Source organism: Streptomyces sp. NPDC003016 (assembly GCF_053591455.1).
Genome location: NZ_JBSFTV010000009.1, coordinates 61,930 through 83,178, shown reverse-complemented (window position 1 = coordinate 83,178; position 21,249 = coordinate 61,930). Strand labels below are relative to the sequence as shown.

The following is a 21,249-nucleotide window of genomic DNA, read 5'->3' as shown; positions in this document are numbered from 1 at the left end:
TCGAAGATCTTCCAGCGGAGAAACCACGGGCGACCTGTGGAAATCATGCAAAGCACGGCCATGGCCACTTGCTGGATGGCACCGAGTGTGACGCAGCCCTCACTCCCGGCGCCGTAAACGCAAAGAGGACACCTCTGACGAGTGAACTGCTCGCTGCTGTGATCGAACCGGGCAAGCGCGCGTAGGCTCATCACCGGCGCTCATCCGGCCGGGCCGCCGGGCCACCGGGATCACGGCGGATGCGCCGGGCACGGCCGGCCCCACCCCATCGGCCGAACAACTCAACGGAAGCGAGATTTCACCACCGTGACTGCTCTCACTCTCAGCACTTCCGGCGCGGCGGCGCTGCGCGCCGACGCCATCGTCGTCGGTGTGGCGAAGGGCACCGGATCCACGTCGGGAACCCTGGTCGTCGCACCGGGCGCCGAGGCCGTGGACAAGGCGTTCGACGGAAAGCTCGCCTCCGTCCTGGAGACCCTCGGCGCCACGGGCGGCGAGGGCGAGGTGACCAAGCTGCCCGCGCCGTCGGGCCTCAAGTCCCCGGTCGTGCTGGCCGTGGGCCTCGGCGCGCCCCCGGAGAAGGACGACGCGTACAGCGCCGAGGCGCTGCGCCGTGCGGCCGGTGTCGCCGCCCGCGCGCTCAGCGGCTCCAAGAAGGCAGGCTTCGCGCTGCCCGTCGAGGCCGTCGAGGACGCCGCCGCCGTCGCCGAGGGCGCGCTGCTCGGTGCGTACGCCTTCACCGCGTACCAGGGTGGCGAGAAGTCCGGGAAGGGCGAGAAGTCCGGGGGCGACGGCGCGAAGCAGCCGCTCGCCGAGATCACCGTGCTCGGCGGCAAGCCGCGCGACAAGGCGTTCAAGGCCGCCGTGGAGCGCGCCCTCGCGCTGACCGAGGAGATCAACCGCGCCCGCGACCTGGTCAACACCCCGCCGAACGACCTGTACCCCGAGTCCTTCGCCGCCGTGGCCGCCACCGCGGGCAAGGAGCACGGTCTCAAGGTGCAGGTGTTCGACGAGAAGTCGCTCGTCAAGGGCGGCTTCGGCGGCATCCTCGGCGTCGGCCAGGGCTCGGAGCACGGTCCGCGCCTGGTGAAGCTCGCCTACACGCACCCCAAGGCGGAGAAGACCCTGGCGTACGTCGGCAAGGGCATCACCTACGACTCGGGCGGCATCTCGCTCAAGCCGGCCGGCCACAACGAGACGATGAAGTGCGACATGGCCGGCGCCGCCGCCGTGTTCGCCGCCGTCGTCACGGCCGCCCGCCTCGGCCTGAAGGTCAACGTCACCGGCTGGCTGGCGCTCGCCGAGAACATGCCGTCCGGCAGCGCCGTCCGCCCCGGCGACGTGCTGCGCATGTACAGCGGCAAGACCGTCGAGGTGCTCAACACCGACGCCGAGGGCCGTCTCGTCCTGGGCGACGCGCTGACCCGCGCCTCCGAGGAGCGGCCGGACGCGATCGTCGACGTGGCGACGCTGACCGGCGCAATGGTGCTGGCGCTCGGCAACCGCACGTTCGCGATCATGGGCAACGACGAGTCGTTCCGTACCGCGATCCACGAGATCGCGGAGGAGGCCGGCGAGCAGTCCTGGCCGATGCCGATGCCGGCGGAGCTGCGCAAGGGCATGGAGTCCGCCACCGCCGACATCGCCAACATGGGCGAGCGGATGGGCGGCGGCCTGGTCGCCGGCCTGTTCCTCCAGGAGTTCGTCGGCGAGGACATCGCCTGGGCGCACCTGGACATCGCGGGTCCCGCCTTCAACGAGGGCGGCCCGTTCGGCTACACCCCCAAGGGCGGCACCGGCTCCGCGATCCGCACCCTGGTGGCGCTCGCCGAGCGCACCGCCGCGGGCGACCTCGGCTGATCCCCCGCGGAACCGTCGTGGGTACGGCCCCGGGCAGGCGTCCGGGGCCGCCCCCACGACGGACGCGTACGGCCGGTTTCGCCTTCGACGAAATCCGCACCTCTGTACGCCCCCGTAACACCCGGCGAGCGGTCCACGACCGTCTCGCACTCCGGCCCCGCGTCCCGCCGTCCGTCAACAAGTGCGAAGATGGGTTCTCGGCAGGACAGGGCCCCCACCACAGGGCCGAATAAAAAGCGGCCGAACACCAGCCGCCGCCCGGTCATCGAAGACCGCGCCCGGCGCACATGCATGGAGGACGTGACGTGGCGAACGACGCCAGCACCGTTTTCGACCTAGTGATCCTCGGCGGTGGTAGCGGCGGTTACGCCGCGGCCCTGCGCGGAGCGCAGCTGGGCCTGGACGTCGCCCTGATCGAGAAGAACAAGCTCGGCGGCACCTGCCTGCACAACGGCTGCATCCCCACGAAGGCCCTGCTGCACGCGGGCGAGATCGCCGACCAGGCGCGCGAGTCCGAGCAGTTCGGCATCAAGGCGACCTTCGACGGCATCGACATGGCGGGCGTCCACAAGTACAAGGACGACGTGATCTCGGGCCTGTACAAGGGCCTCCAGGGCCTGGTCGCCTCGCGCAAGGTGACGTACATCGAGGGCGAGGGCCGGCTGTCCTCCCCGACGTCCGTCGACGTCAACGGCCAGCGCATCCAGGGCCGCCACGTCCTGCTGGCGACCGGCTCCGTGCCGAAGTCGCTGCCGGGCCTGGAGATCGACGGCGACCGCATCATCTCCTCGGACCACGCGCTGACGCTGGACCGGGTCCCGAAGTCCGCGATCGTGCTCGGCGGCGGCGTCATCGGCGTCGAGTTCGCCTCCGCGTGGAAGTCCTTCGGCACCGACGTCACCATCGTCGAGGGCCTCAAGCACCTCGTGCCGGTCGAGGACGAGAACAGCTCGAAGCTGCTGGAGCGCGCGTTCCGCAAGCGCGGCATCAGCTTCTCGCTCGGCGCCTTCTTCGAGAAGGCCGAGTACACGAACGACGGCGTCAAGGTCACCCTCGCCAACGGCAAGGAGTTCGAGGCCGAGCTGCTGCTCGTCGCGATCGGCCGCGGCCCCGTGTCGCAGGGGCTCGGCTACGAGGAGCAGGGCCTCGCGATGGACCGCGGCTACGTCCTCGTCGACGAGTACATGCAGACCAACGTCCCGACGATCTCGGCCGTCGGTGACCTCGTTCCGACCCTCCAGCTCGCGCACGTCGGCTTCGCCGAGGGCATGCTGGTCGCGGAGCGGCTGGCCGGCCTCAAGACCGTTCCGATCGACTACGACGGTGTGCCGCGCGTGACGTACTGCCACCCCGAGGTCGCTTCCGTCGGCATCACCGAGGCCAGGGCCAAGGAGGTCTACGGCGCGGACAAGGTCGTCGCTCTGAAGTACAACCTCGCGGGCAACGGCAGGAGCAAGATCTTGAAGACCGCGGGCGAGATCAAGCTCGTCCAGGTCAAGGACGGTGCCGTGGTCGGCGTCCACATGGTCGGTGACCGTATGGGCGAGCAGGTCGGCGAGGCTCAGCTGATCTACAACTGGGAAGCCCTGCCGGCCGAGGTCGCGCAGCTCATCCACGCCCACCCGACGCAGAACGAGGCGATGGGCGAGGCCCACCTGGCCCTGGCCGGCAAGCCCCTGCACTCCCACGACTGATCCAGTCCGGGCGCGACGACCACTTCCGCAATTTTGTAAGGAGCAACAGAAACCATGTCGGTTTCCGTAACCCTTCCGGCGCTCGGCGAGAGCGTCACCGAGGGCACTGTCACCCGTTGGCTGAAGGCCGAGGGCGAGCGCGTCGAGGCCGACGAGCCGTTGCTCGAGGTCTCGACCGACAAGGTCGACACCGAGATCCCGGCCCCCGCCGCCGGCATCCTCGCGTCCATCAAGGTCGCCGAGGACGAGACGGTGGAGGTCGGCGCAGAGCTGGCCGTCATCGACGACGGCACGGATGCGCCCGCCGAGGCCCCCGCCCCGGCCGCTGCCGAGGCCCCCGCCGCTGCCGAGGCCCCCGCCGAGGCTCCGGCCCCGGCCGCCGCGCAGCCCGAGGCCGCTCCGGCGCCCGCCGCCGAGGCCCCGGCTGCCGCACCGGCCGGCGGCGGAACCGATGTAGTGCTGCCCGCGCTGGGCGAGTCGGTCACCGAGGGCACCGTCACCCGCTGGCTGAAGGAGGTCGGCGAGGAGGTCGCGGAGGACGAGCCGCTGCTCGAGGTCTCGACCGACAAGGTCGACACCGAGATCCCCTCCCCGGCCGCGGGCACGCTGCTGGAGATCCTGGTCGGCGAGGACGAGACCGCCGAGGTCGGCGCGAAGCTCGCCGTCATCGGTGACAAGGGCGCGGCCCCGGCCGCCGCCCCGGCGCAGGAGGCCCCGGCCCCGGCCCCCGCCGCCGCGCCGGCTCCCGAGCCGGCCGCCGCCGCACCGGCCCCCGCGCAGGCACCGGCGCCGGCTCCCGCCGAGGCCGCTGTCGAGGCCCCGGCCCAGCCCGCGCCCGCCGCCCCGGCCCCGGCTCCCGCCGCCCCGGCCCCGGCTCCGGCCGCCGCTGCCCCGGCCGCTCCCGCCCCCGCCGCCCCTGCCTCGGGCGACGCGGACGGCGCGTACGTGACCCCGCTGGTCCGCAAGCTCGCCGCCGAGAACAGCGTCGACCTGGGCTCGGTCAAGGGCACCGGCGTCGGTGGCCGCATCCGCAAGCAGGACGTCGTGGCCGCCGCGGAGGCCGCCAAGGCCGCTGCCGCTGCCCCGGCTCCGGCCGCCGCCGCTCCGGCGGCCGCTTCCAAGGCTCCGGGCAGTGTTTCGCTCGAGCCGTCCCCGCTGCGCGGCCAGACGGTCAAGATGACCCGCATGCGCAAGGTCATCGGCGACAACATGATGAAGGCGCTGCACTCGCAGGCCCAGCTGACCTCGGTCGTCGAGGTCGACATCACGAAGCTGATGAAGCTGCGCAACAAGGCGAAGGACGCGTTCGCCGCCCGCGAGGGCGTCAAGCTGTCCCCGATGCCGTTCTTCGTCAAAGCCGCGGCCCAGGCGCTGAAGGCCTACCCGGTCGTCAACGCCCGGATCAACGAGGACGAGGGCACGATCACCTACTTCGACACCGAGAACATCGGTATCGCGGTGGACGCCGAGAAGGGTCTGATGACCCCGGTCATCAAGGGAGCGGGCGACCTCAACCTCGCCGGCATCTCCAAGAAGACCGCCGAGCTGGCCGGCAAGGCCCGCTCCGGCAAGATCAGCCCGGACGAGATGTCCGGCGCGACCTTCACCATCAGCAACACCGGTTCGCGCGGTGCGCTGTTCGACACGGTCATCGTGCCGCCGAACCAGGTCGCCATCCTGGGCATCGGCGCCACCGTCAAGCGCCCGGTGGTCATCAACCACCCGGACCTCGGCGAGACCATCGCGATCCGTGACATGACCTACCTGGCCCTCTCCTACGACCACCGCCTGGTGGACGGCGCCGACGCGGCCCGTTACCTGACGGCCGTCAAGGCGATCCTGGAGGCCGGCGAGTTCGAGGTCGAGCTCGGCCTGTAACACTCGTCTCACCAGCGCCTGCGCCCCCGTCCGGAGTCATCCGGACGGGGGCGCCGCCGTATGGTCTAGAGACCGAACACGGCTTGAAGGAGCGCTTCATGACCCCGCCCGTCGTCCACTCGCTGCGCGAGCAGATCCGCGAGCACATCGTGGAGGGGATCGTCAGCGGACGCTGGAAGCCGGGCGAGCGCATCGTGGAGCGCCGGATCGCCACCGAGCTGGAGGTCAGCCAGACGCCGGTACGGGAGGCGCTGCGCGAGCTGGAGTCCCTGCGCCTCATCGAGTCGGCGCCCAACAAGGGCGTACGCGTACGGAACCTGACGGCGGCCGACCTGGAGGAGAGCTACCCCGTACGGGCCGGTCTGGAGCAGATCGCGGCCGAGCTGGCGGCGTCCGCCCTGGCGGAGGACTGCTCGGCGCTGGAACCGCACGTGGCGGCCCTGTACGAGGCGGACCGCACGGCGGACGGGACGGCGCAGGTGCGTCACACCGTCGCCTTCCACCGGGAGCTGGTGCGCGCGGCGCACAACAGCGTCCTGCTGCACACCTGGGAGGGCCTGGGCATCGAGGTCTTCACCGCGCTGTCCATCCGCTGGCTGGGGACGGTCCAGAAGTCGTACGCGGAGGAGCACGAGGCCCTGGTGCAGGCCTTCCGCCGCCGCGACCCCGCCATCGGCACCCTGGTCAAGGCCCACGTCCTGGGCTGCGCCCCGCGCGCGTAAGACGGGTATCGCCTGCCGCCCCCGACCCGTGCCCGAAATGTTGCATACGTCTCGGCACCGCGTGCCCCATTTCACGGCACGGAATGCCAATTTCGTTGTACGGAGAAGTTTTTTCGTCCCAGGCTTTGATCGATCATCGATCAGAGACTTACAGTCGACGACGGGTCCACCCGACCCGTGCCCCACCGCCCTGTCCTGCCAGACAAGGCCCCCCTTTTTCTCCACCCCCCTCCTGTCCGGAAGGCGGCCATCGTGACCGACCCCGTAGGCATTTCTCCGAGCGAGCTCGACCAGCTCCCGGACCGTGACACCGAAGAGACCGCCGAATGGGCGGCCTCTCTCGACGCCGTCACCAAGGCCGCAGGCCCCCATCGGGCCGCGTATCTGATGCGCCGCACGCTCCAGCACGCCGAAGGCGCCGGCATCGCGCTGCCGAAGCTGCTGGAGACGGACTACGTCAACACCATCCCGACCTCCGCCGAGCCCGCCTTCGACGGCGACGAGGCGATGGAGTCCCGCATCACCGCCTGGAACCGCTGGAACGCGGCCGCCATGGTGACCCGCGGCTCGCGCTTCGGCGTCGGCGGCCACATCGCCACCTTCGCCTCCGCCGCCTGGCTGTACGAGACCGGCTTCAACCACTTCTTCCGCGGCAAGGAGGGGGACGGCTCCGGCGACCAGCTCTACATCCAGGGCCACGCCTCCCCCGGCATCTACGCCCGCGCCTTCCTCGACGGCCGTCTGAGCGAGGACCAGCTCGACCGCTTCCGCCAGGAGGCCGGCGGCGACGGCCTGCCGTCGTACCCGCACCCGCGGCGCCTGCCCTGGCTGTGGGAGTTCCCGACCGTGTCGATGGGCCTCGGTCCGCTCTCCGCGATCTACCAGGCGCGCTTCAACCGCTACCTGCAGAACCGCAACATCAAGGACACGTCCCACTCCCACGTCTGGGCGTTCCTCGGTGACGGCGAGATGGACGAGCCCGAGTCGACCACCGCGATCACCCTCGCCGCCCGCGAGCAGCTCGACAACCTGACCTTCGTCATCAACTGCAACCTCCAGCGCCTCGACGGGCCGGTCCGCGCCAACTTCCGTGTGGTGCAGGAGCTGGAGGCCCAGTTCCGCGGCGCCGGCTGGAACGTCGTCAAGACGCTGTGGGGCTCCGCCTGGGACGAACTGTTCCAGCTCGACACCCAGGGCGCGCTGCTGCGCCGGCTGCGCGAGGTGCCGGACGCCCAGTTCCAGACGTACGCGACCCGTGACGTCGCCTACATCCGCGAGCACTTCTTCGGCGCCGAGCCGGCGCTGGCCGAACTCGGGAAGCTGCTGACCGACGCGAAGATCGCCGAGTGCTTCTTCACCTCGCGCGGCGGCCACGAGGCCCGCAAGGTGTACGCGGCGTACAAGGCGGCCGTGGAGTTCAAGGGCGCGCCGACCGTGATCCTCGCGCAGACGGTGAAGGGCTACACGCTCGGTCCGGGCTTCGAGTCCAAGAACTCCAACCACCAGATGAAGAAGCTGTCCGGCAAGGAGTTCCGCGCCATGCGGGACCTGCTGGACCTGCCGATCCCGGACGCGAAGCTGGACGAGGAGCTCGTACCGTACGGGCACCCCGGCGCCGACTCCCCCGAGGTCCGCTACCTCCAGGAGCGCCGCGCCGCCCTCGGCGGCCCCGCCCCGGCCCGCCGGGTGCACGCGGTGGCCCTGCCCGAGCCCTCCGAGCGCGCGTTCAGCGCCCTGCTCAAGGGGTCGGGCAAGCAGGAGATGGCCACCACCATGGCCTTCGTACGCCTGGCCAAGGAGCTGATGCGGGACAAGGAGACCGGCAAGCGCTGGGTCCCGATCGTCCCCGACGAGGCCCGCACGTTCGGCATGGAGTCGCTGTTCCCGTCCGCCGGCATCTACTCGCCGCTGGGCCAGACGTACGAGCCGGTCGACCGCGACCAGCTCATGTACTACAAGGAAGCCAAGGACGGCCAGATCCTCAACGAGGGGATCACCGAGGCCGGCGCCATGGCCGACTTCATCGCCGCCTCGACGTCGTACGCGACGCACGGCGAGCCGATGATCCCGTTCTACATCTTCTACTCGATGTTCGGCTGGCAGCGCACCGCCGACCAGATGTGGCAGCTCGGCGACCAGCTCGGCCGCGGCTTCATCGTGGGCGCGACGGCCGGCCGTACGACCCTGACGGGTGAGGGCCTCCAGCACGCGGACGGCCACTCGCACCTGATCGCGTCCACCAACCCGGCGTCGCTCAACTACGACCCGGCGTTCGCGTACGAGATCGCCGTCATCGTCAAGGACGGTCTGCGCAGGATGTACGGCCCCGAGGCCGAGAACGTCTTCTACTACCTGACCGTCTACAACGAGCCCAAGCCGCAGCCCGCGATGCCGGAAGGCGTCGAGGAGGGCATCCTCAAGGGCCTCTACCGCTTCAAGGAGGCGGCGGACTCCCCCGAGCTCTCGGCTTCGCTCGAGCAGGGAGGCGCCCCCACCTCCGAGATCCCGCGCATCCAGCTGCTCGGTTCCGGTACGGCGATCCACTGGGCCCTGGAGGCTCAGGAACTCCTCGCCGCCGACTGGGGCGTCGCGGCCGACGTCTGGTCCGCCACCTCGTGGGGCGAGCTGCGGCGCGACGCGCTGGAGTGCGACGAGGCGCTGCTGCGCGGCGAGCTGCGCACGCCGTACGTCACCCGCGCGCTCGAAGGCGCGCCCGGTCCCGTCCTCGCGGTGAGCGACTGGATGCGTCAGGTCCCCGACCAGATCAGCCAGTGGGTCGAGCAGGACTACTCCTCGCTCGGTACGGACGGCTTCGGCCTCTCCGACACCCGCGAGGCGGCCCGCCGTCACTTCGGCGTCGACGCCCAGTCGATCGTGGTCGCGGCGCTCGCCCAGCTCGCCCGCCGGGGCGAGGTCAAGGCGGAGGCGGTGGCCGAGGCCCGCGAGCGGTACGGCCTGTAGGGACGGTCCGTCGGAGGCAGCGTGCATGATGACGTCATGCGCGCTGCCCGCCTGATCAAGATGGTGCTCCTGCTCCAGTCCCGCCCCTCCATGACCGCGGCCGAGCTGGCCCGTGAGCTGGAGGTCTCCGAACGGACCGTCACCCGGGACGCGCAGGCGCTGTCGGAGGCGGGCGTTCCGGTGTACGCCGACCGGGGCCGGACCGGCGGTTACCGGCTGATCGGCGGGTACCGCACCCGGCTGACCGGGCTCGCCCGCAGTGAGGCCGAGGCGCTGTTCCTGTCCGGACTGCCGGGCGCGCTGCGGGAGATGGGGCTCGACGACGCCGCGTCGGCCGCGCGACTGAAGGTGTCGGCGGCGCTGCTCCCCTCGCTGCGGGACGCTTCCGACACGGCCGCGCAGCGGTTCCACCTCGACGCGCCCGGCTGGTACCAGGAGCCGAAGACGCCCGAGTTGCTGCCGGCGATCGCGGAAGCCGTCTGGGACGACCGGACGATCACCTGCCGCTACCGGCGCCGCCAGGGCTCCGAGGCGGAGCGGGAACTGGCACCGTACGGCCTCGTGCTCAAGGCCGGCGTCTGGTACCTGTGCGCCCGCGCGGACGGTGATGTCCGGGTGTACCGGATCGACCGCTTCACCGCGGTGGTCGTGTCCGAGGAGCGTTTCGTACGGGACGAGGGTTTCGTGCTCCCGGAGTTCTGGGAGGAGCGGGCGGCCGATTTCGCCCGCTCGATCCTGCGCACCGAGGTGGTGGTGCGGCTGTCGGAGGCGGGGGCGCGACAGCTGCCGTACGCGACGGACCGCGCCGCGGCCCGCGAGGCGCTGGACGCGGCGGGGCCGCCCGACGCGCAGGGCCGGATCACCGTGACCCTGCGCGTCGAGTCCCCCGAAGTGGCGCACGGCCAGCTCCTGCCCCTCGGTCCCGAGGCGGAGGTGCTGGAACCGGGCGAGCTGCGCGACCGGTTCGCGCGGACGGCGCAGCGAATGCGGGAGCTCTACGCGTAGGCGCTACCGGTAGTCGTCCACCGGGGCGTCCTTGTCACCCCGGACGACCTCCTTGAAGTAGAGCCAGGCATCCGGCCGGGAACCGTCCGCGTCGGTGAAGCCGTACTCCTTGGCGAGCTGTCCGCTGGACAGCGACCGGCCGTTCCAGCGCCGCTTGCCGGGGTCGGCGGCCAGCGCCGCCACCGCGCGCCCCACCAGGACCGGGGACTCGGCGATCGCGAACTCCGGGACCTTCTCGACGGCGTCCCGCCAGGTGTCCTCGGTGACGCCCAGCATGTCGAGCATCTGCTCGGAGCGCAGGAAGCCTGGGGTGAGGGAGACCGCCGTGCCGTCGAAGTCCTTCAGGTCCTCGGCGAGACAGAACGCCATCCGGATCGGGGCGTTCTTGGTGAGGTCGTAGTAGAAGTTCTCGCGGTAGCTCCGGTTGTACTCCGCGGTGCCGTCGGTGACCTCGACGACCAGGCCGCCGGGGTTCCGCACCAGCAGCGGCAGGGCGAGACTGCTGGTGATGATGTGGCTGCGGACACCGAGTTCGAGCATCCGCATGCCCTTGTCGAGGTCGTACTCCCACATCCTGGGCTTGCTCTCGAGGACCTCCGCCACCAGGTGCTCGCCGCCCCAGACGTCGTTGACCAGGACGTCCAGCCGCCCGTGGTCCCGGTCGATGCGCTCCACCAGGGCGCGCACCCGGTCGCGCTCCAGATGGTCGGTGGGTACGGCGATCCCGGTGCCGCCCGCCGCGGTGACGAGTTCCGCGGTCTCCTCGATGGTCTCGCCGGGCCGCCCGACCTCGCTGACCTTCTCGCGGGTGGTGCGCCCGGTCACGTACACCGTCGCCCCCGCCGCCCCCAGCTGCACGGCGATCGCCCGCCCCGCGCCCCGGGTCGCCCCGGCCACCAGCGCGATCCTGCCGGTGAGTGGTGCGTCCTGCTCGCTCATGTCCGCTCCTTCGGTACCGCTGTCCGTGCTCTTCGTCCGTACGCGGAACAACCCTGGCAGCGAAAGCCGACACCTTCTGTCGTGATTACTCCTCTCGACGTGTGTCCGGTAACGACACAGCCGCATCCGGGGGACAGGGCGTGCACGGGCCCGGGCCAAGGCCGATGCTTGTCCCGTGATGGACGAGACGGAATTCTGGGAGATCATCGACGCCACCCGCGAGGCCGCCGAGGGCGACCCCGAGGACCACGCCGACCTGCTGGTCGAGCAGTTGCTCCAGCGGGACCCCGATTCCGTGCTCGACTTCGCCAGACACTTCGAGGCCCGCTACAACCGCGCGTACCGCTGGGACCTGTGGGGCGCGGCGGCCGTACTGCTCGGCGGTGCGAGCGACGACGCCTTCGACTACTTCCGCTGCTGGCTGATCGGCCAGGGCCGGGAGGTCTTCGAGGGGGCGCTGCACGATCCGGACCACCTGGCGGACCTCCTCGACGAGTTCGACGAGGAGGTCGACGGGGACGGCGAGGAGCTGGGGTACGCGGCGGACGAGGCGTACGAGCAGCTCACCGGCGCGGTCGCGCCGGACCTGGGGGTCCCGGCGCAGGCACCCGAGCCGGAGGGCGCCCCCTTCGACTTCGAGGACGACGCGGCCCTGGCCGACCGCTACCCCCGGCTGTGGGAACGGTTCGGCGGGTACAGGTGAAAAGGCGGGTGGGAAGCCGGCGGGTGGGAGGCTACCGGCCGTCGGGGCGCGACACGGCTGCCGGCCGGCGCCCGTCGACGCCCCCGGGCTCCAGCACGAGCAGGGCCACGTCGTCGTGCACGTTCTCCGTCCTGCCCACGTAGCGCACCAGGTCCCTGTGCACGGCCTCGTTGAGGGCCAGCAGGTCGTCCTCCGGTACGGAGGCGGCCAGCGCGGGCAGCCGCCGTGCGAGCGGGAAGAAGGCACCCGAGGTGTCGCGCGCCTCCGTCACCCCGTCCGTGTGGGCGAGGATCCGGTCCCCGGGCTCCAGCGGTACGCAGACCACCGGGGCCGGGACCGTCCCGGCCAGGCCGAGGCCCAGCGGCGGCGCCGGGTCCACCGGGATCTCGTGCGCCGCCCCGTCCCGCAGCAGCAGCGGCGGCGGGTGGCCGCAGCTGACCACCCGTACGACGGCTTCGCCGTCGGGGAACTCCAGCACCACCGCGGTGGCGAAGAGCTCCGCGTGTTCCACGACGGTGGAGTCCACGACCAGCCGCCTGTCCAGCCGCGCCGCCACGCGCGCGAGGTCCTCCTCGTCCAGTACGGCTTCGCGGAAGGCGCCCAGCAGCGCGGCGACCGTGGAGACCGCCTCCAGCCCGTGCCCCTGCACGTCGGCCACCAGGGCCCGTACGCCGTGGGCCCCTTCGCGTACGTCGTACAGGTCGCCGCCCACCAGCGTCCCGCGCTGGGCGGCCCGGTACAGCCCCGCGCACCGCACCCGGCCCACGGCGGCGGGCAGCGGCGGCAGTACGGCGAGCTGGGCGGCCTCGGCCACCGTGCGGACCGTTACCAGCTGCTGTTCGCGGCGGGTGCGCACCCAGGCGATGACCACGCTGAGCACGACGACGACCACCAGCGCGAGCAGGTCCGGGGTCTCGACGTCCCAGATCCGGCGGCCGTACGGCAGGTTCAGCGCCACCAGGGTGAGGCAGCCGAGCACCGCGACGGTCACCGGGCCGTAGGCGAGGGCCGCGACCGGTGTCACGGCGACGACGAAGTAGCCCAGCTGGAGGGTCTGGGGGGTGACGAGCTGGGCGAAGGTGAGGAGCGCGAGGATCACCGCGGGCAGGGCCCTGAGCCAGCGCGGCTGCGGCGTTCCGCGCAGCCCGCCGGGGGTCTCTTCGGCGCCTCTGGCCCGTACCGAACTCATCGGGGGAAGGGCCCGCGGCCGGTCGCGCGGGTCGCCGGCGAGGCAGTGGGAGGGGGAGTGGGCGGCATCCGGAGCTCCTTCATACCTCTCCCACTATGGCTCAGGCAGTCACCGCACGCCCGTCAGCGCCCGCCCCATGAACACGTCGTCGACGTACTCCCCCCGCAGGTGGAACTCGCCCGGCAACACGCCCTCGACGACGAATCCCTCGGCCTCGTACAGCGCACGCGCGGGCGCGTTGTGGCCGAGCACCCGCAGCGTCATCCGCACGGCGCCCTGGCGCCGCACCGCGTCGAGGGACGCGCGCAGCAGCGCGCGCCCGGTCCCGCGGCCCCGGGCCCGCTCCGCCACGGCCAGGCCCTGGATCTGCCGGACGTGCGCGTGGGAGGCGAGCGGGGTGGGCGGGACCGTCCGGACGTATCCGACGATCACGCCGTCCGCCTCGGCCACCAGGATGTCCTCGGGGCGGTCGCCCTCGCCGAAGAACGGGCCGTACGGCGGCTGCGGCCTCGGCTGCACGGAGTGCACCGGCGACCAGGTCTCCCGGTCGAGCGCGGCCAGCTCCTCGTCGTCGGCCCGCGTGGCGGGACGGATGGCGGGAGGGACGGCGGGACGGGTGGGTGCGACACGGGGTTCCGGCATGGCTGTCACTGTGCCCCGCGGACACGTCCGGACACCTCCGGGCCCGGACAGGGCCGGGATGGGGCCGGGATGGGGCCGGGATGGGGCCGGGATGGGGCCGGGATGGGGCCGGGATGGGTGCAGGATGGGCGGCATGCGGATTGCGGTCACCGGCTCGTCCGGTCTCATCGGTACGGCGCTCGTGCGCTCCCTGCGCGCGGACGGACACGAGGTCGCCCGCCTGGTGCGGCGCGCGGCGCGGAGCCCGGAGGAGGTGACCTGGGACCCGGAGCGGCAGTACGTCGACGCCGACGGGCTCGCCGGGTGCGGGGCGGTCGTCCATCTCGCCGGGGCGGGCATCGGCGACCGGCGCTGGAGCGCGGCGTACAAGAAGAAGATCCGCGACAGCAGGGTCCTCGGTACGGCCGCGATCGCCGGAGCCGTCGCCTCCCTGGACGTACCGCCGAAGGTTCTGGTGAGCGGTTCCGCGATCGGCTTCTACGGGGACACCGGGGAACGCGCGGTCGACGAGGACGCGCCGCCCGGTGACGGTTTCCTGCCGTCCGTGTGCGTGGAGTGGGAGGAGGCTGCCGCTCCGGCCCAGGAGGCGGGCGTACGGACGGTCTTCGCCCGCACCGGACTCGTGGTCGCACGCGAGGGCGGCGCCTGGGGAAGGCTCTTCCCGCTCTTCAGGGCGGGACTCGGCGGGCGGCTGGGGTCGGGCCGCCAGTACTGGAGCTTCATCGCGATGCACGACCAGATCGCGGCGCTGCGCCATCTGATCGACACCGAGTCGCTCTCGGGTCCCGTGAACCTCACGGCGCCGCGACCGGTCACCAACCGGGAGGTCACGGAGGCGATGGGACGGGTGCTGAGACGGCCGACGCCGTTCGCCGTGCCGGCGTCGGCGCTGCGGCTGGCGCTGGGCGAGCTCTCCGTGGACGTCCTGGGCAGCCAGCGGGCCCTGCCGCGGCGGCTGGAGGAGTCGGGCTTCTCGTTCGCGTTCCCGGAGATCGACGACGCGGTGCGGGCGGCGCTGCACCGACCCGAGCCACGCTGACCGATTCCGATCGTTCCTGTCCGTTATTCGACCGTCGTTCGACCATTGTGCTCCGGTTGTGCTCCGATGCACCGGTCGGTGCGCGACTGTGCCCTCCCCCGTCCGCTTCTACGCTGCAACTCGAATTCGGGCATTCCGTGAACCTGCGAGGGCATGAGTCCCCCACAGTCACGCCGATCTCGGGGAGGGGCACGTGCTCACCACCGCACACCACGCGGACGTCGTCATTGTGGGGGCCGGGGTCGCCGGTCTCTCCGCCGCCCATCAGCTGACCAGCGCCGGTGTGACAGTCGGCGTCCTGGAGGCGGCCCCCCACGTCGGCGGGCGGATGGCCACCGAGGAGGTCGACGGATTCCGGCTCGACCGCATCGGCCAGGTCCTCAGCACCGCGTATCCGGAACTGCTCCGCACACCGGGGCTCGAAGGGCTCGCGCTGCGCACCTTCTCCCCCGGCGTCCTCGTGCACAGCGAAGGCCGCCACTACCGCGCCGGAGAGGCAGGCAGCGCGCGGGGCGCGCTCAGCGCCGCGCGCGCCCTGGCAAGCGCCCCGCGGCCCCCCTTCGGCGGCGCACTCGACCAGGCCCGCCTCGGCGCGGCGCTCGGGCGGTTCGCGGCCACCCCGGTGCACCGCCTCACGGCCCGCCCCGAACGGACCGCCGCCGAGGCCCTGTCCGGGCGCGGACTGCCGTCCCGCACGGTCGACGGTTTCCTGCGCCCGCTGCTCTCGGCGCTGCTCAGCGACCCGGACCTCACCACCTCCAGCCGGTGCGCCGACCTCGCGCTGCGCGGCTTCGCGCGCGGCAGGCTGTGCGTACCGGCGGGCGGGGCCGCCGCGCTGCCCGAGCTGCTGGCCGCCACACTGCCGCCGGGAACCGTGCGTACGGGCGTACGGGTGACCTCGGCTTCCACCACCTCCGTCACCACCGAGGAGCACGGCACGTTCGGCTGCCGCTCCCTCCTGCTGGCCACCGGCGCCCGCGCCGCCGCCGGCCTGCTGCCCGGCCTGCGGGTGCCGCCCTTCCACCAGGTGACCGTCGTCCACCACGCCGCGCCCACGACCCCGCTGGCGGACCCGTCCCTGCTGCTGGACGCCGACCGGAGCGGCCCCGTCTCGCACACCGCCGTACTCAGCGAGGTCGACCCGTCGCGCGCGCCGCGCGGCCGCTCGCTGATCTCCTCGACGGTCCTGGGCACTCCCCCGCCGGACGCCGACCGCGTGGTGCGCGCCCACCTGGCCAGGCTCTACGGCGCCCCCACGGGCGACTGGGAACTCCTCGCGGTCCACCACGACAAGGAGGCGGTCCCGGCCATGCCGGCGCCGCACGACCTGCGCCGCCCCGTACGGCTCCTCTCGGGCCTGTACGTCTGCGGCGACCACCGCGAAACGAGCACGGTGCAGGGCGCGCTCCACTCGGGCCGCCGGGCCGCGCGGGAGATCCTCCGCGACTTCGGCATCCAGCCCGGTTACGCGGCCGGGGAGCTGCGCGAGGCCGCCTGAGCCCCCGTACGTCCGAGCCGCGGCAGGACCAGGGCCGGCGGGGACGGACAGCTCCGGCCCCCGCACGGTGGTCCGTCCGGCGGCTCCGTACCGGAACAGTCCGGGTCGGCGGCGCGCCCCTGCCCGGCCGAACGCGCTGACGAAGGCTCAGGCAGGAGGAAGCCGCACCAACCGGCGGGTGCTCCGGGGGGCTTGTTCCCCGGAGCACCCGCCGGTTGGTGCGGGGAACCGCGCTCCTCACCCCAGCGCCGCGACCCGGTCCCGGTAGGTGCGGACCGCCGCCGCGTCCCGGTACGGCTCGAGCCGTTTCTCGAAATCCCGGACGTACTCCAGCGCCCGGGCCGACCGCATCTCCGTGGCCTGCTGTGCCGACTCCGCCCCCAGCACGCACGCCTGGTCCAGCTCCCCGAGCCCGAGCCGTGCCGACGCCAGCACCACCCGGCAGAACAGCCGACTGCGCGCGTAGCCGGGCGCCCGCAACTGCAACGACCGCTCCGCGTGCTGCGCCGCCGCCCGGTGCTGCTGGAGGTCCCGGTGGCAGTGCGCGAACTCGTCCGCCAGCTGCGCCTCGTCGAAGAAACGCGCCCAGTGCGGCAGCTCGTCCCCCGGCCGCGCCGCCTCCATCGCCCGCTCCGCCCGTACGAGCGAGGCCGTGCACGCCCGGACCTCCCCCAGCACCCCGTGCCCGCGCGCCTCCACCGAGTGCAGCAGCGCCTGCACGACGGCCGGCGCCGTGCTGCCCACGCCCTGCTGCGCCACCCGCGCCAGTTGCACCGCCTCCCGCCCGTGCCCCAGGTGGACGGCCTGCCGGCTCATGGTGGCCAGCACGTACGAGCCGTACGGCCGGTCGCCCGCCGCCTGCGAGAGGCGCAGCGCCTGGACGAAGTACCGCTGGGCGAGGCCGTGTGCCGCGATGTCGTACGACGTCCAGCCGGCCAGCCGGGTCAGGTCGGCGGTGGCCGCGAACAGCCTCCGCCCCGTCGCCTCCCCGTACGTACCGCGCAGCATCGGCTCCGCCTCGTGCTCCAGGTAGCGCACCAGGGCCTGCCGGGCGTGCCCACCGCCGTAGGCGTCGTCCAGCGTCCGGAACAGCTCGCCGACCGAGCGCAGCGCCGCGATGTCCCCCGTCGAGACGCGCTGCCCGGGGCCCCGGTCCGTCTGCCGCTGGCGGGGCATCACGGGGCGGCCCGGGACGGAGACCCGTGCCCCGTGCGCCCCGGTCGCTCCGCCGGCCCCGGTCGCCGGCGGATCGGCGCGCGCGACCCGGTCGTCCGCCCGCCCGATCAGCCAGTCCCGGCTCGGGACGACGAGCCCGGCCGGGGTGAACGCGATCTTGCGCAGCTCGGCGTGGCTGCCGGAGTCCTTGCGCCACAGCCCGCTGACGATGTCGACGGCTTCCTCGGGGGTGGCCGCGAACTCCAGTCCCGCGTAGACGGGCGCACAGGCGTCCAGCCCGAGGTCCTGGGCGGTCAGCCGCCGTCCGAGGCGCCGGGCGAAGACCTCGGCGATCAGCGCGGGGGTGGTGCCGCGCGGCTGCTGACCGCGCAGCCAGCGGGTCACCGAGGTCTTGTCGTACCGAAGATCCAGGCCGTGCTCCAGACCGAGCTGGTCCACCCGTCGGGCGAGGCCCGCATTGGAGAATCCCGCTTCCGCGATGAGCGCGGCGAGCTGGCGGTTGGGGGTGCGCTGCGGAGGTCGTTCCGTCATCAGCTGTGCGGTCTCCTGCCTTCTGGGCTCCGGGAGCAGCCCTCATGGAACGGCGCGAATTTAGCTTTACCCGCAGACCACTCCGGCACCTTCCACCCACATTCATCCGATCGTGTGAGGATTTATGGGAACACTGACGAACGCTGACGAAAACGACCTGCCCGGTGGCCGGAACCGTCACGGCCGTACAGTGGCCGGGGCGCGATACGTGCACGGTGAAGGTTCTAAGGAGGCGTTGCCGTGAGTGAGCTGCGGTTTGTCCGACTGGGGTTCGGCGAGGAAGCGGTCGAGTACCGGGAGGCCTGGCAGAAGCAGCGCGAGGTGCACGCCGCACGGTTCGCGGACGAGATCCCGGACACGTGCCTGCTCCTCGAGCACCCGCCCGTCTACACGGCGGGGCGGCGTACGGCGGACAGTGAGCGGCCGCTGGACGGCACGCCCGTGGTGGACGTGGACCGCGGCGGCAAGATCACCTGGCACGGCCCCGGCCAGCTCGTCGGCTACCCGATCATGAAGCTGCCGCGTCCGGTCGACGTGGTGGCGCACGTGCGCCGCCTGGAGGACGCCCTGATCCGTACGTGCGCGGAGTTCGGCGTCGGGACGTCCCGGGTCGAGGGCCGCAGCGGCGTCTGGGTGCTCGGCGACCCGGTGGAGCAGCGCCCGGCGCCCGGCGGGCTCTCCCTGGACTTCGACCCGAGGCTCCAGGACGAGGAGTTCGACCCGCGGCTGAACGGTCCCGAGTACGCCCCGTCCAACGCCGGCCAGCGCCGCGAGGACCGCAAGCTCGCCGCCATCGGCATCCGCGTCGCCAAGGGCGTCACGATGCACGGTTTCGCGCTGAACGTGAACCCGGACAACACCTGGTTCGACCGGATCGTGCCGTGCGGCATCCGCGACGCGGGCGTCGCCTCGCTCGCGGGCGAGCTCGGCCGGGACGTCACCGTCGACGAGGTGCTGCCGGTCGTCGAGAAGCACCTGCGGGACGTACTGGAGAACGCGGATCCGGCCCCCCGGATCATCGAGAAGGCCTCCGCCTAGGACGCCCCGGGAATGCGTGCCTCCGGCCACAGGTTGGCGGGACGTAATCCCCGTACAAATATCGGGCGTACCCTGGTGGGCGCCGAAGAATCGAAGTCGTAGGGAGCCGGACGTGTCCGCAGTCGCACCCGACGGACGCAAGATGCTGCGCCTGGAGGTCCGGAACAGCCAGACCCCCATCGAGCGCAAGCCCGAGTGGATCAAGACCCGGGCGAAGATGGGCCCCGAGTACACCAAGATGCAGGCCCTGGTGAAGGGCGAAGGACTGCACACGGTGTGCCAGGAGGCCGGCTGTCCGAACATCTACGAGTGCTGGGAGGACCGCGAGGCCACCTTCCTCATCGGCGGTGATCAGTGCACCCGGCGCTGTGACTTCTGCCAGATCGACACGGGCAAGCCCGCCGCGCTCGACCTGGACGAGCCGCGCCGCGTGGGCGAGTCCGTCGTCACGATGGACCTGAACTACGCCACCATCACCGGCGTCGCGCGCGACGACCTGGAGGACGGCGGCGCCTGGCTGTACGCGGAGACCGTGCGCCAGATCCACGCGATGACGTCGGAGCGCGCGGAGGGCCGCACCAAGGTCGAACTCCTCATCCCCGACTTCAACGCGGTCCCCGAGCAGCTGGCCGAGGTCTTCTCGTCCCGCCCCGAGGTGCTCGCGCACAACGTCGAGACGGTGCCGCGCATCTTCAAGCGCATCCGCCCCGGCTTCCGCTACGAGCGCTCCCTCGAAGTGATCACGCGCGCCCGCGAGGCGGGCCTGGTCACCAAGTCGAACCTCATCCTGGGCATGGGCGAGGAGCGCGAAGAGGTCAGCCAGGCGCTCCAGGACCTGTACGACGCGGGCTGCGAGCTCATCACGATCACGCAGTACCTGCGCCCCTCCCCGCGCCACCACCCGGTCGAGCGCTGGGTGAAGCCGCACGAGTTCGTGGAGCTGAAGGAGGAGGCCGAGGAGATCGGCTACTCCGGTGTGATGTCCGGGCCGCTGGTCCGTTCCTCGTACCGCGCGGGCCGGCTCTTCGGCCAGGCGATGGAGCGGCGCGGCGCCCTGTCCGCCGCCCCCACTGTGTGAATCCAGGCACAAACGGTTACCGGCCAGTAGTGGCCAGGGCGACGCGGCCCGTACAGTCCCCGCAGGTCGGGGGAGTGTACGGGCCGTATCCGTGCCCCGGACGTACGCGTCGAGGATTCACGGGCGTTTGACCGCCCGGCCATGCGCTGGTAACACCAATCAGTGACCCTAGGCTTACACACAGCTGCACTCCAGCACCCGCGCCTGCGTCCGCACGCGCACCCGCACATCCCGCCCGTTCCCGAGTCACCGCTCCCGAGGGGGATCCCCACCATGCCGGCCGCGACGCCCGTCCACGCAGCGACGACGCCAGTCACCCACGTCACCGCCATCCCGTCCGTCACCACCGCCCTGCGCGCCGTCGAGTCGCTCCTGATGGGCGGTGGACAGCGCACCGCCCGCCGCAACGCCTGGACGTCGGTGCTCGAGGACCGGCGCAGGGCCAGGGACAGGGTCGAGGCCGAGCGCGTACTGGAGGCCGGGGCGGCCCGTACTTCCCGGGCAACGTAAACTTCAGGGCATGGCGAGGAAGGAACGCGCAGACAACGCGGACACTGCGAACCCCGGGCGACTCAAGCAGATCGCCCTGACCTACAAGATGACCCGTCGGGCCGACTCGAAGGTGGGTCTTGTCGTCGCGGCTGTGGGCATCGTCACCTTCGGTGTCTTCCTCGCGATCGGCTTCTTGATCGATCACCCGGTCTACCTGGGCATTCTTGGCTTCCTGCTGGCTTTCCTCGCGATGGCGATCGTCTTCGGACGCCGTGCCGAGCGAGCGGCGTTCGGGCAGATGGAGGGGCAGCCGGGCGCTGCGGCCTCCGTACTGCAGAACGTCGGCCGGGGCTGGTCGACGACTCCGGCGGTGGCGATGAACCGCAACCAGGACGTCGTGCACCGGGCGGTCGGCAAGGCCGGCATCGTCCTGGTGGCCGAGGGCAACCCGAACCGGCTCAAGGGCCTGCTGGCGGCCGAGAAGAAGAAGATGGCGCGGATCGTGATGGACGTACCGGTCCACGACATCATGGTCGGCAACGACGAGGGTCAGGTGCCGCTGAAGAAGCTGCGCACCACGATGCTCAAGCTGCCGCGCGTCCTGACCGGCCCCCAGGTGACGACGGCCAACGACCGGCTGCGCGCGATGGGCGACCTGATGTCGAACATGCCGCTGCCGAAGGGGCCCATGCCCAAGGGGATGCGGATGCCGCGCGGCGGAAAGATGCGCTGAGCGCCTTCCCCGCTCCCGTACCACGCCAGAAGCATCAGGACATACGGACATACGCCGAAGGGCGGCCCGGA

Annotated in this window: 17 protein-coding genes; 13 read left to right on the top strand and 4 right to left on the bottom strand. The window is 72.0% G+C overall.

Annotation, left to right across the window (positions count from 1 at the left end; all coding sequences use genetic code 11):
* Nucleotides 1-306 precede the first annotated feature (306 nt).
* The 6 genes from ACWDZ4_RS10070 to ACWDZ4_RS10045 all read left to right on the top strand — a co-directional run bounded on the left by ACWDZ4_RS10070 (nucleotide 307) and on the right by ACWDZ4_RS10045 (nucleotide 10,120).
* Nucleotides 307-1,860, top strand: coding sequence for a leucyl aminopeptidase (locus ACWDZ4_RS10070; protein ID WP_451507932.1), 1,554 nt, complete (start codon nucleotides 307-309; stop codon nucleotides 1,858-1,860).
* Between the two features lie 305 nt (nucleotides 1,861-2,165).
* Complete coding sequence (gene lpdA / locus ACWDZ4_RS10065; RefSeq protein WP_451507931.1) at nucleotides 2,166-3,554, top strand: dihydrolipoyl dehydrogenase; 1,389 nt, start codon at nucleotides 2,166-2,168, stop codon at nucleotides 3,552-3,554.
* A gap of 54 nt (nucleotides 3,555-3,608) precedes the next feature.
* The gene (gene sucB / locus ACWDZ4_RS10060) at nucleotides 3,609-5,432 is read left to right on the top strand and encodes a 2-oxoglutarate dehydrogenase, E2 component, dihydrolipoamide succinyltransferase (protein WP_451507930.1); all 1,824 of its coding nucleotides are present in this window, start codon (nucleotides 3,609-3,611) and stop codon (nucleotides 5,430-5,432) included.
* Nucleotides 5,433-5,530: 98 nt separating this feature from the next.
* Complete coding sequence (locus tag ACWDZ4_RS10055; protein ID WP_344491443.1) at nucleotides 5,531-6,154, top strand: GntR family transcriptional regulator; 624 nt, start codon at nucleotides 5,531-5,533, stop codon at nucleotides 6,152-6,154.
* 252 nt (nucleotides 6,155-6,406) lie between these two features.
* Nucleotides 6,407-9,115, top strand: a complete 2,709-nt coding sequence (gene aceE / locus ACWDZ4_RS10050; protein ID WP_451507929.1) for a pyruvate dehydrogenase (acetyl-transferring), homodimeric type — start codon at nucleotides 6,407-6,409, stop codon at nucleotides 9,113-9,115.
* A gap of 36 nt (nucleotides 9,116-9,151) precedes the next feature.
* Nucleotides 9,152-10,120, top strand: coding sequence for a helix-turn-helix transcriptional regulator (locus ACWDZ4_RS10045; RefSeq protein WP_451507928.1), 969 nt, complete (start codon nucleotides 9,152-9,154; stop codon nucleotides 10,118-10,120).
* Between the two features lie 3 nt (nucleotides 10,121-10,123).
* Here ACWDZ4_RS10045 and ACWDZ4_RS10040 read toward each other — a convergent pair whose 3' ends face one another.
* Complete coding sequence (locus ACWDZ4_RS10040; protein ID WP_451507927.1) at nucleotides 10,124-11,059, bottom strand: SDR family oxidoreductase; 936 nt, start codon at nucleotides 11,057-11,059, stop codon at nucleotides 10,124-10,126.
* Between the two features lie 178 nt (nucleotides 11,060-11,237).
* Here ACWDZ4_RS10040 and ACWDZ4_RS10035 point away from each other — a divergent pair, with 178 nt between their 5' ends.
* Entirely contained in the window at nucleotides 11,238-11,762 is a 525-nt protein-coding gene (locus ACWDZ4_RS10035) for a DUF4240 domain-containing protein (protein ID WP_451508036.1), read from the top strand.
* Between the two features lie 31 nt (nucleotides 11,763-11,793).
* Here the strand turns inward: ACWDZ4_RS10035 and ACWDZ4_RS10030 are convergent, their stop codons facing one another.
* Together ACWDZ4_RS10030 and ACWDZ4_RS10025 are read right to left on the bottom strand one after the other, a co-directional pair.
* Entirely contained in the window at nucleotides 11,794-12,951 is a 1,158-nt protein-coding gene (locus tag ACWDZ4_RS10030; RefSeq protein WP_451507926.1) for a PP2C family protein-serine/threonine phosphatase, read from the bottom strand.
* Between the two features lie 108 nt (nucleotides 12,952-13,059).
* A complete protein-coding gene (locus ACWDZ4_RS10025) occupies nucleotides 13,060-13,593 on the bottom strand; it encodes an N-acetyltransferase family protein (RefSeq protein ID WP_451507925.1) in 534 nt (177 codons plus the stop codon).
* Nucleotides 13,594-13,717: 124 nt separating this feature from the next.
* On the opposite strand from ACWDZ4_RS10025, the gene ACWDZ4_RS10020 reads away from it, so the two are divergent.
* Nucleotides 13,718-14,632: a TIGR01777 family oxidoreductase gene (locus ACWDZ4_RS10020; protein ID WP_451507924.1), complete on the top strand. Its 915-nt coding sequence runs from the start codon at nucleotides 13,718-13,720 to the stop codon at nucleotides 14,630-14,632.
* A 193-nt stretch (nucleotides 14,633-14,825) separates the two neighbouring features.
* On the top strand, nucleotides 14,826-16,130 hold the full coding sequence (locus ACWDZ4_RS10015; protein ID WP_451507923.1) for an NAD(P)/FAD-dependent oxidoreductase: 1,305 nt from the start codon (nucleotides 14,826-14,828) through the stop codon (nucleotides 16,128-16,130).
* Between the two features lie 237 nt (nucleotides 16,131-16,367).
* Here ACWDZ4_RS10015 and ACWDZ4_RS10010 read toward each other — a convergent pair whose 3' ends face one another.
* Nucleotides 16,368-17,837, bottom strand: coding sequence for a regulator (locus ACWDZ4_RS10010; protein ID WP_451507922.1), 1,470 nt, complete (start codon nucleotides 17,835-17,837; stop codon nucleotides 16,368-16,370).
* A gap of 240 nt (nucleotides 17,838-18,077) precedes the next feature.
* Between ACWDZ4_RS10010 and lipB the strand changes: the two genes are divergently transcribed.
* The 4 genes from lipB (at nucleotide 18,078) to ACWDZ4_RS09990 (ending at nucleotide 21,178) form a co-directional block, all read left to right on the top strand.
* Nucleotides 18,078-18,875, top strand: coding sequence for a lipoyl(octanoyl) transferase LipB (gene lipB, locus ACWDZ4_RS10005; RefSeq protein ID WP_451507921.1), 798 nt, complete (start codon nucleotides 18,078-18,080; stop codon nucleotides 18,873-18,875).
* A gap of 112 nt (nucleotides 18,876-18,987) precedes the next feature.
* Entirely contained in the window at nucleotides 18,988-19,953 is a 966-nt protein-coding gene (gene lipA, locus ACWDZ4_RS10000; protein ID WP_451507920.1) for a lipoyl synthase, read from the top strand.
* 273 nt (nucleotides 19,954-20,226) lie between these two features.
* A complete protein-coding gene (locus ACWDZ4_RS09995) occupies nucleotides 20,227-20,463 on the top strand; it encodes an SCO2195 family GlnR-regulated protein (protein ID WP_451507919.1) in 237 nt (78 codons plus the stop codon).
* Between the two features lie 10 nt (nucleotides 20,464-20,473).
* Nucleotides 20,474-21,178, top strand: a complete 705-nt coding sequence (locus ACWDZ4_RS09990; protein WP_451507918.1) for a DUF4191 domain-containing protein — start codon at nucleotides 20,474-20,476, stop codon at nucleotides 21,176-21,178.
* Nucleotides 21,179-21,249: the final 71 nt, after the last annotated feature.

Bases quoted from the DNA above. Each gene is read 5' to 3' on its own strand.
- sucB (WP_451507930.1), top strand. From the start codon at position 3,609: ATGTCGGTTTCCGTAACCCTTCCGGCGCTCGGCGAGAGCGTCACCGAG.
- ACWDZ4_RS10055 (WP_344491443.1), top strand. From the start codon at position 5,531: ATGACCCCGCCCGTCGTCCACTCGCTGCGCGAGCAGATCCGCGAGCAC.
- ACWDZ4_RS10045 (WP_451507928.1), top strand. From the start codon at position 9,152: ATGCGCGCTGCCCGCCTGATCAAGATGGTGCTCCTGCTCCAGTCCCGC.
- ACWDZ4_RS10040 (WP_451507927.1), bottom strand. From the start codon at position 11,059: ATGAGCGAGCAGGACGCACCACTCACCGGCAGGATCGCGCTGGTGGCC.
- ACWDZ4_RS10035 (WP_451508036.1), top strand. From the start codon at position 11,238: ATGGACGAGACGGAATTCTGGGAGATCATCGACGCCACCCGCGAGGCC.
- ACWDZ4_RS10030 (WP_451507926.1), bottom strand. From the start codon at position 12,951: ATGAGTTCGGTACGGGCCAGAGGCGCCGAAGAGACCCCCGGCGGGCTG.
- ACWDZ4_RS10025 (WP_451507925.1), bottom strand. From the start codon at position 13,593: ATGCCGGAACCCCGTGTCGCACCCACCCGTCCCGCCGTCCCTCCCGCC.
- ACWDZ4_RS10020 (WP_451507924.1), top strand. From the start codon at position 13,718: ATGGGCGGCATGCGGATTGCGGTCACCGGCTCGTCCGGTCTCATCGGT.
- ACWDZ4_RS10010 (WP_451507922.1), bottom strand. From the start codon at position 17,837: ATGACGGAACGACCTCCGCAGCGCACCCCCAACCGCCAGCTCGCCGCG.
- ACWDZ4_RS09995 (WP_451507919.1), top strand. From the start codon at position 20,227: ATGCCGGCCGCGACGCCCGTCCACGCAGCGACGACGCCAGTCACCCAC.
- ACWDZ4_RS09990 (WP_451507918.1), top strand. From the start codon at position 20,474: ATGGCGAGGAAGGAACGCGCAGACAACGCGGACACTGCGAACCCCGGG.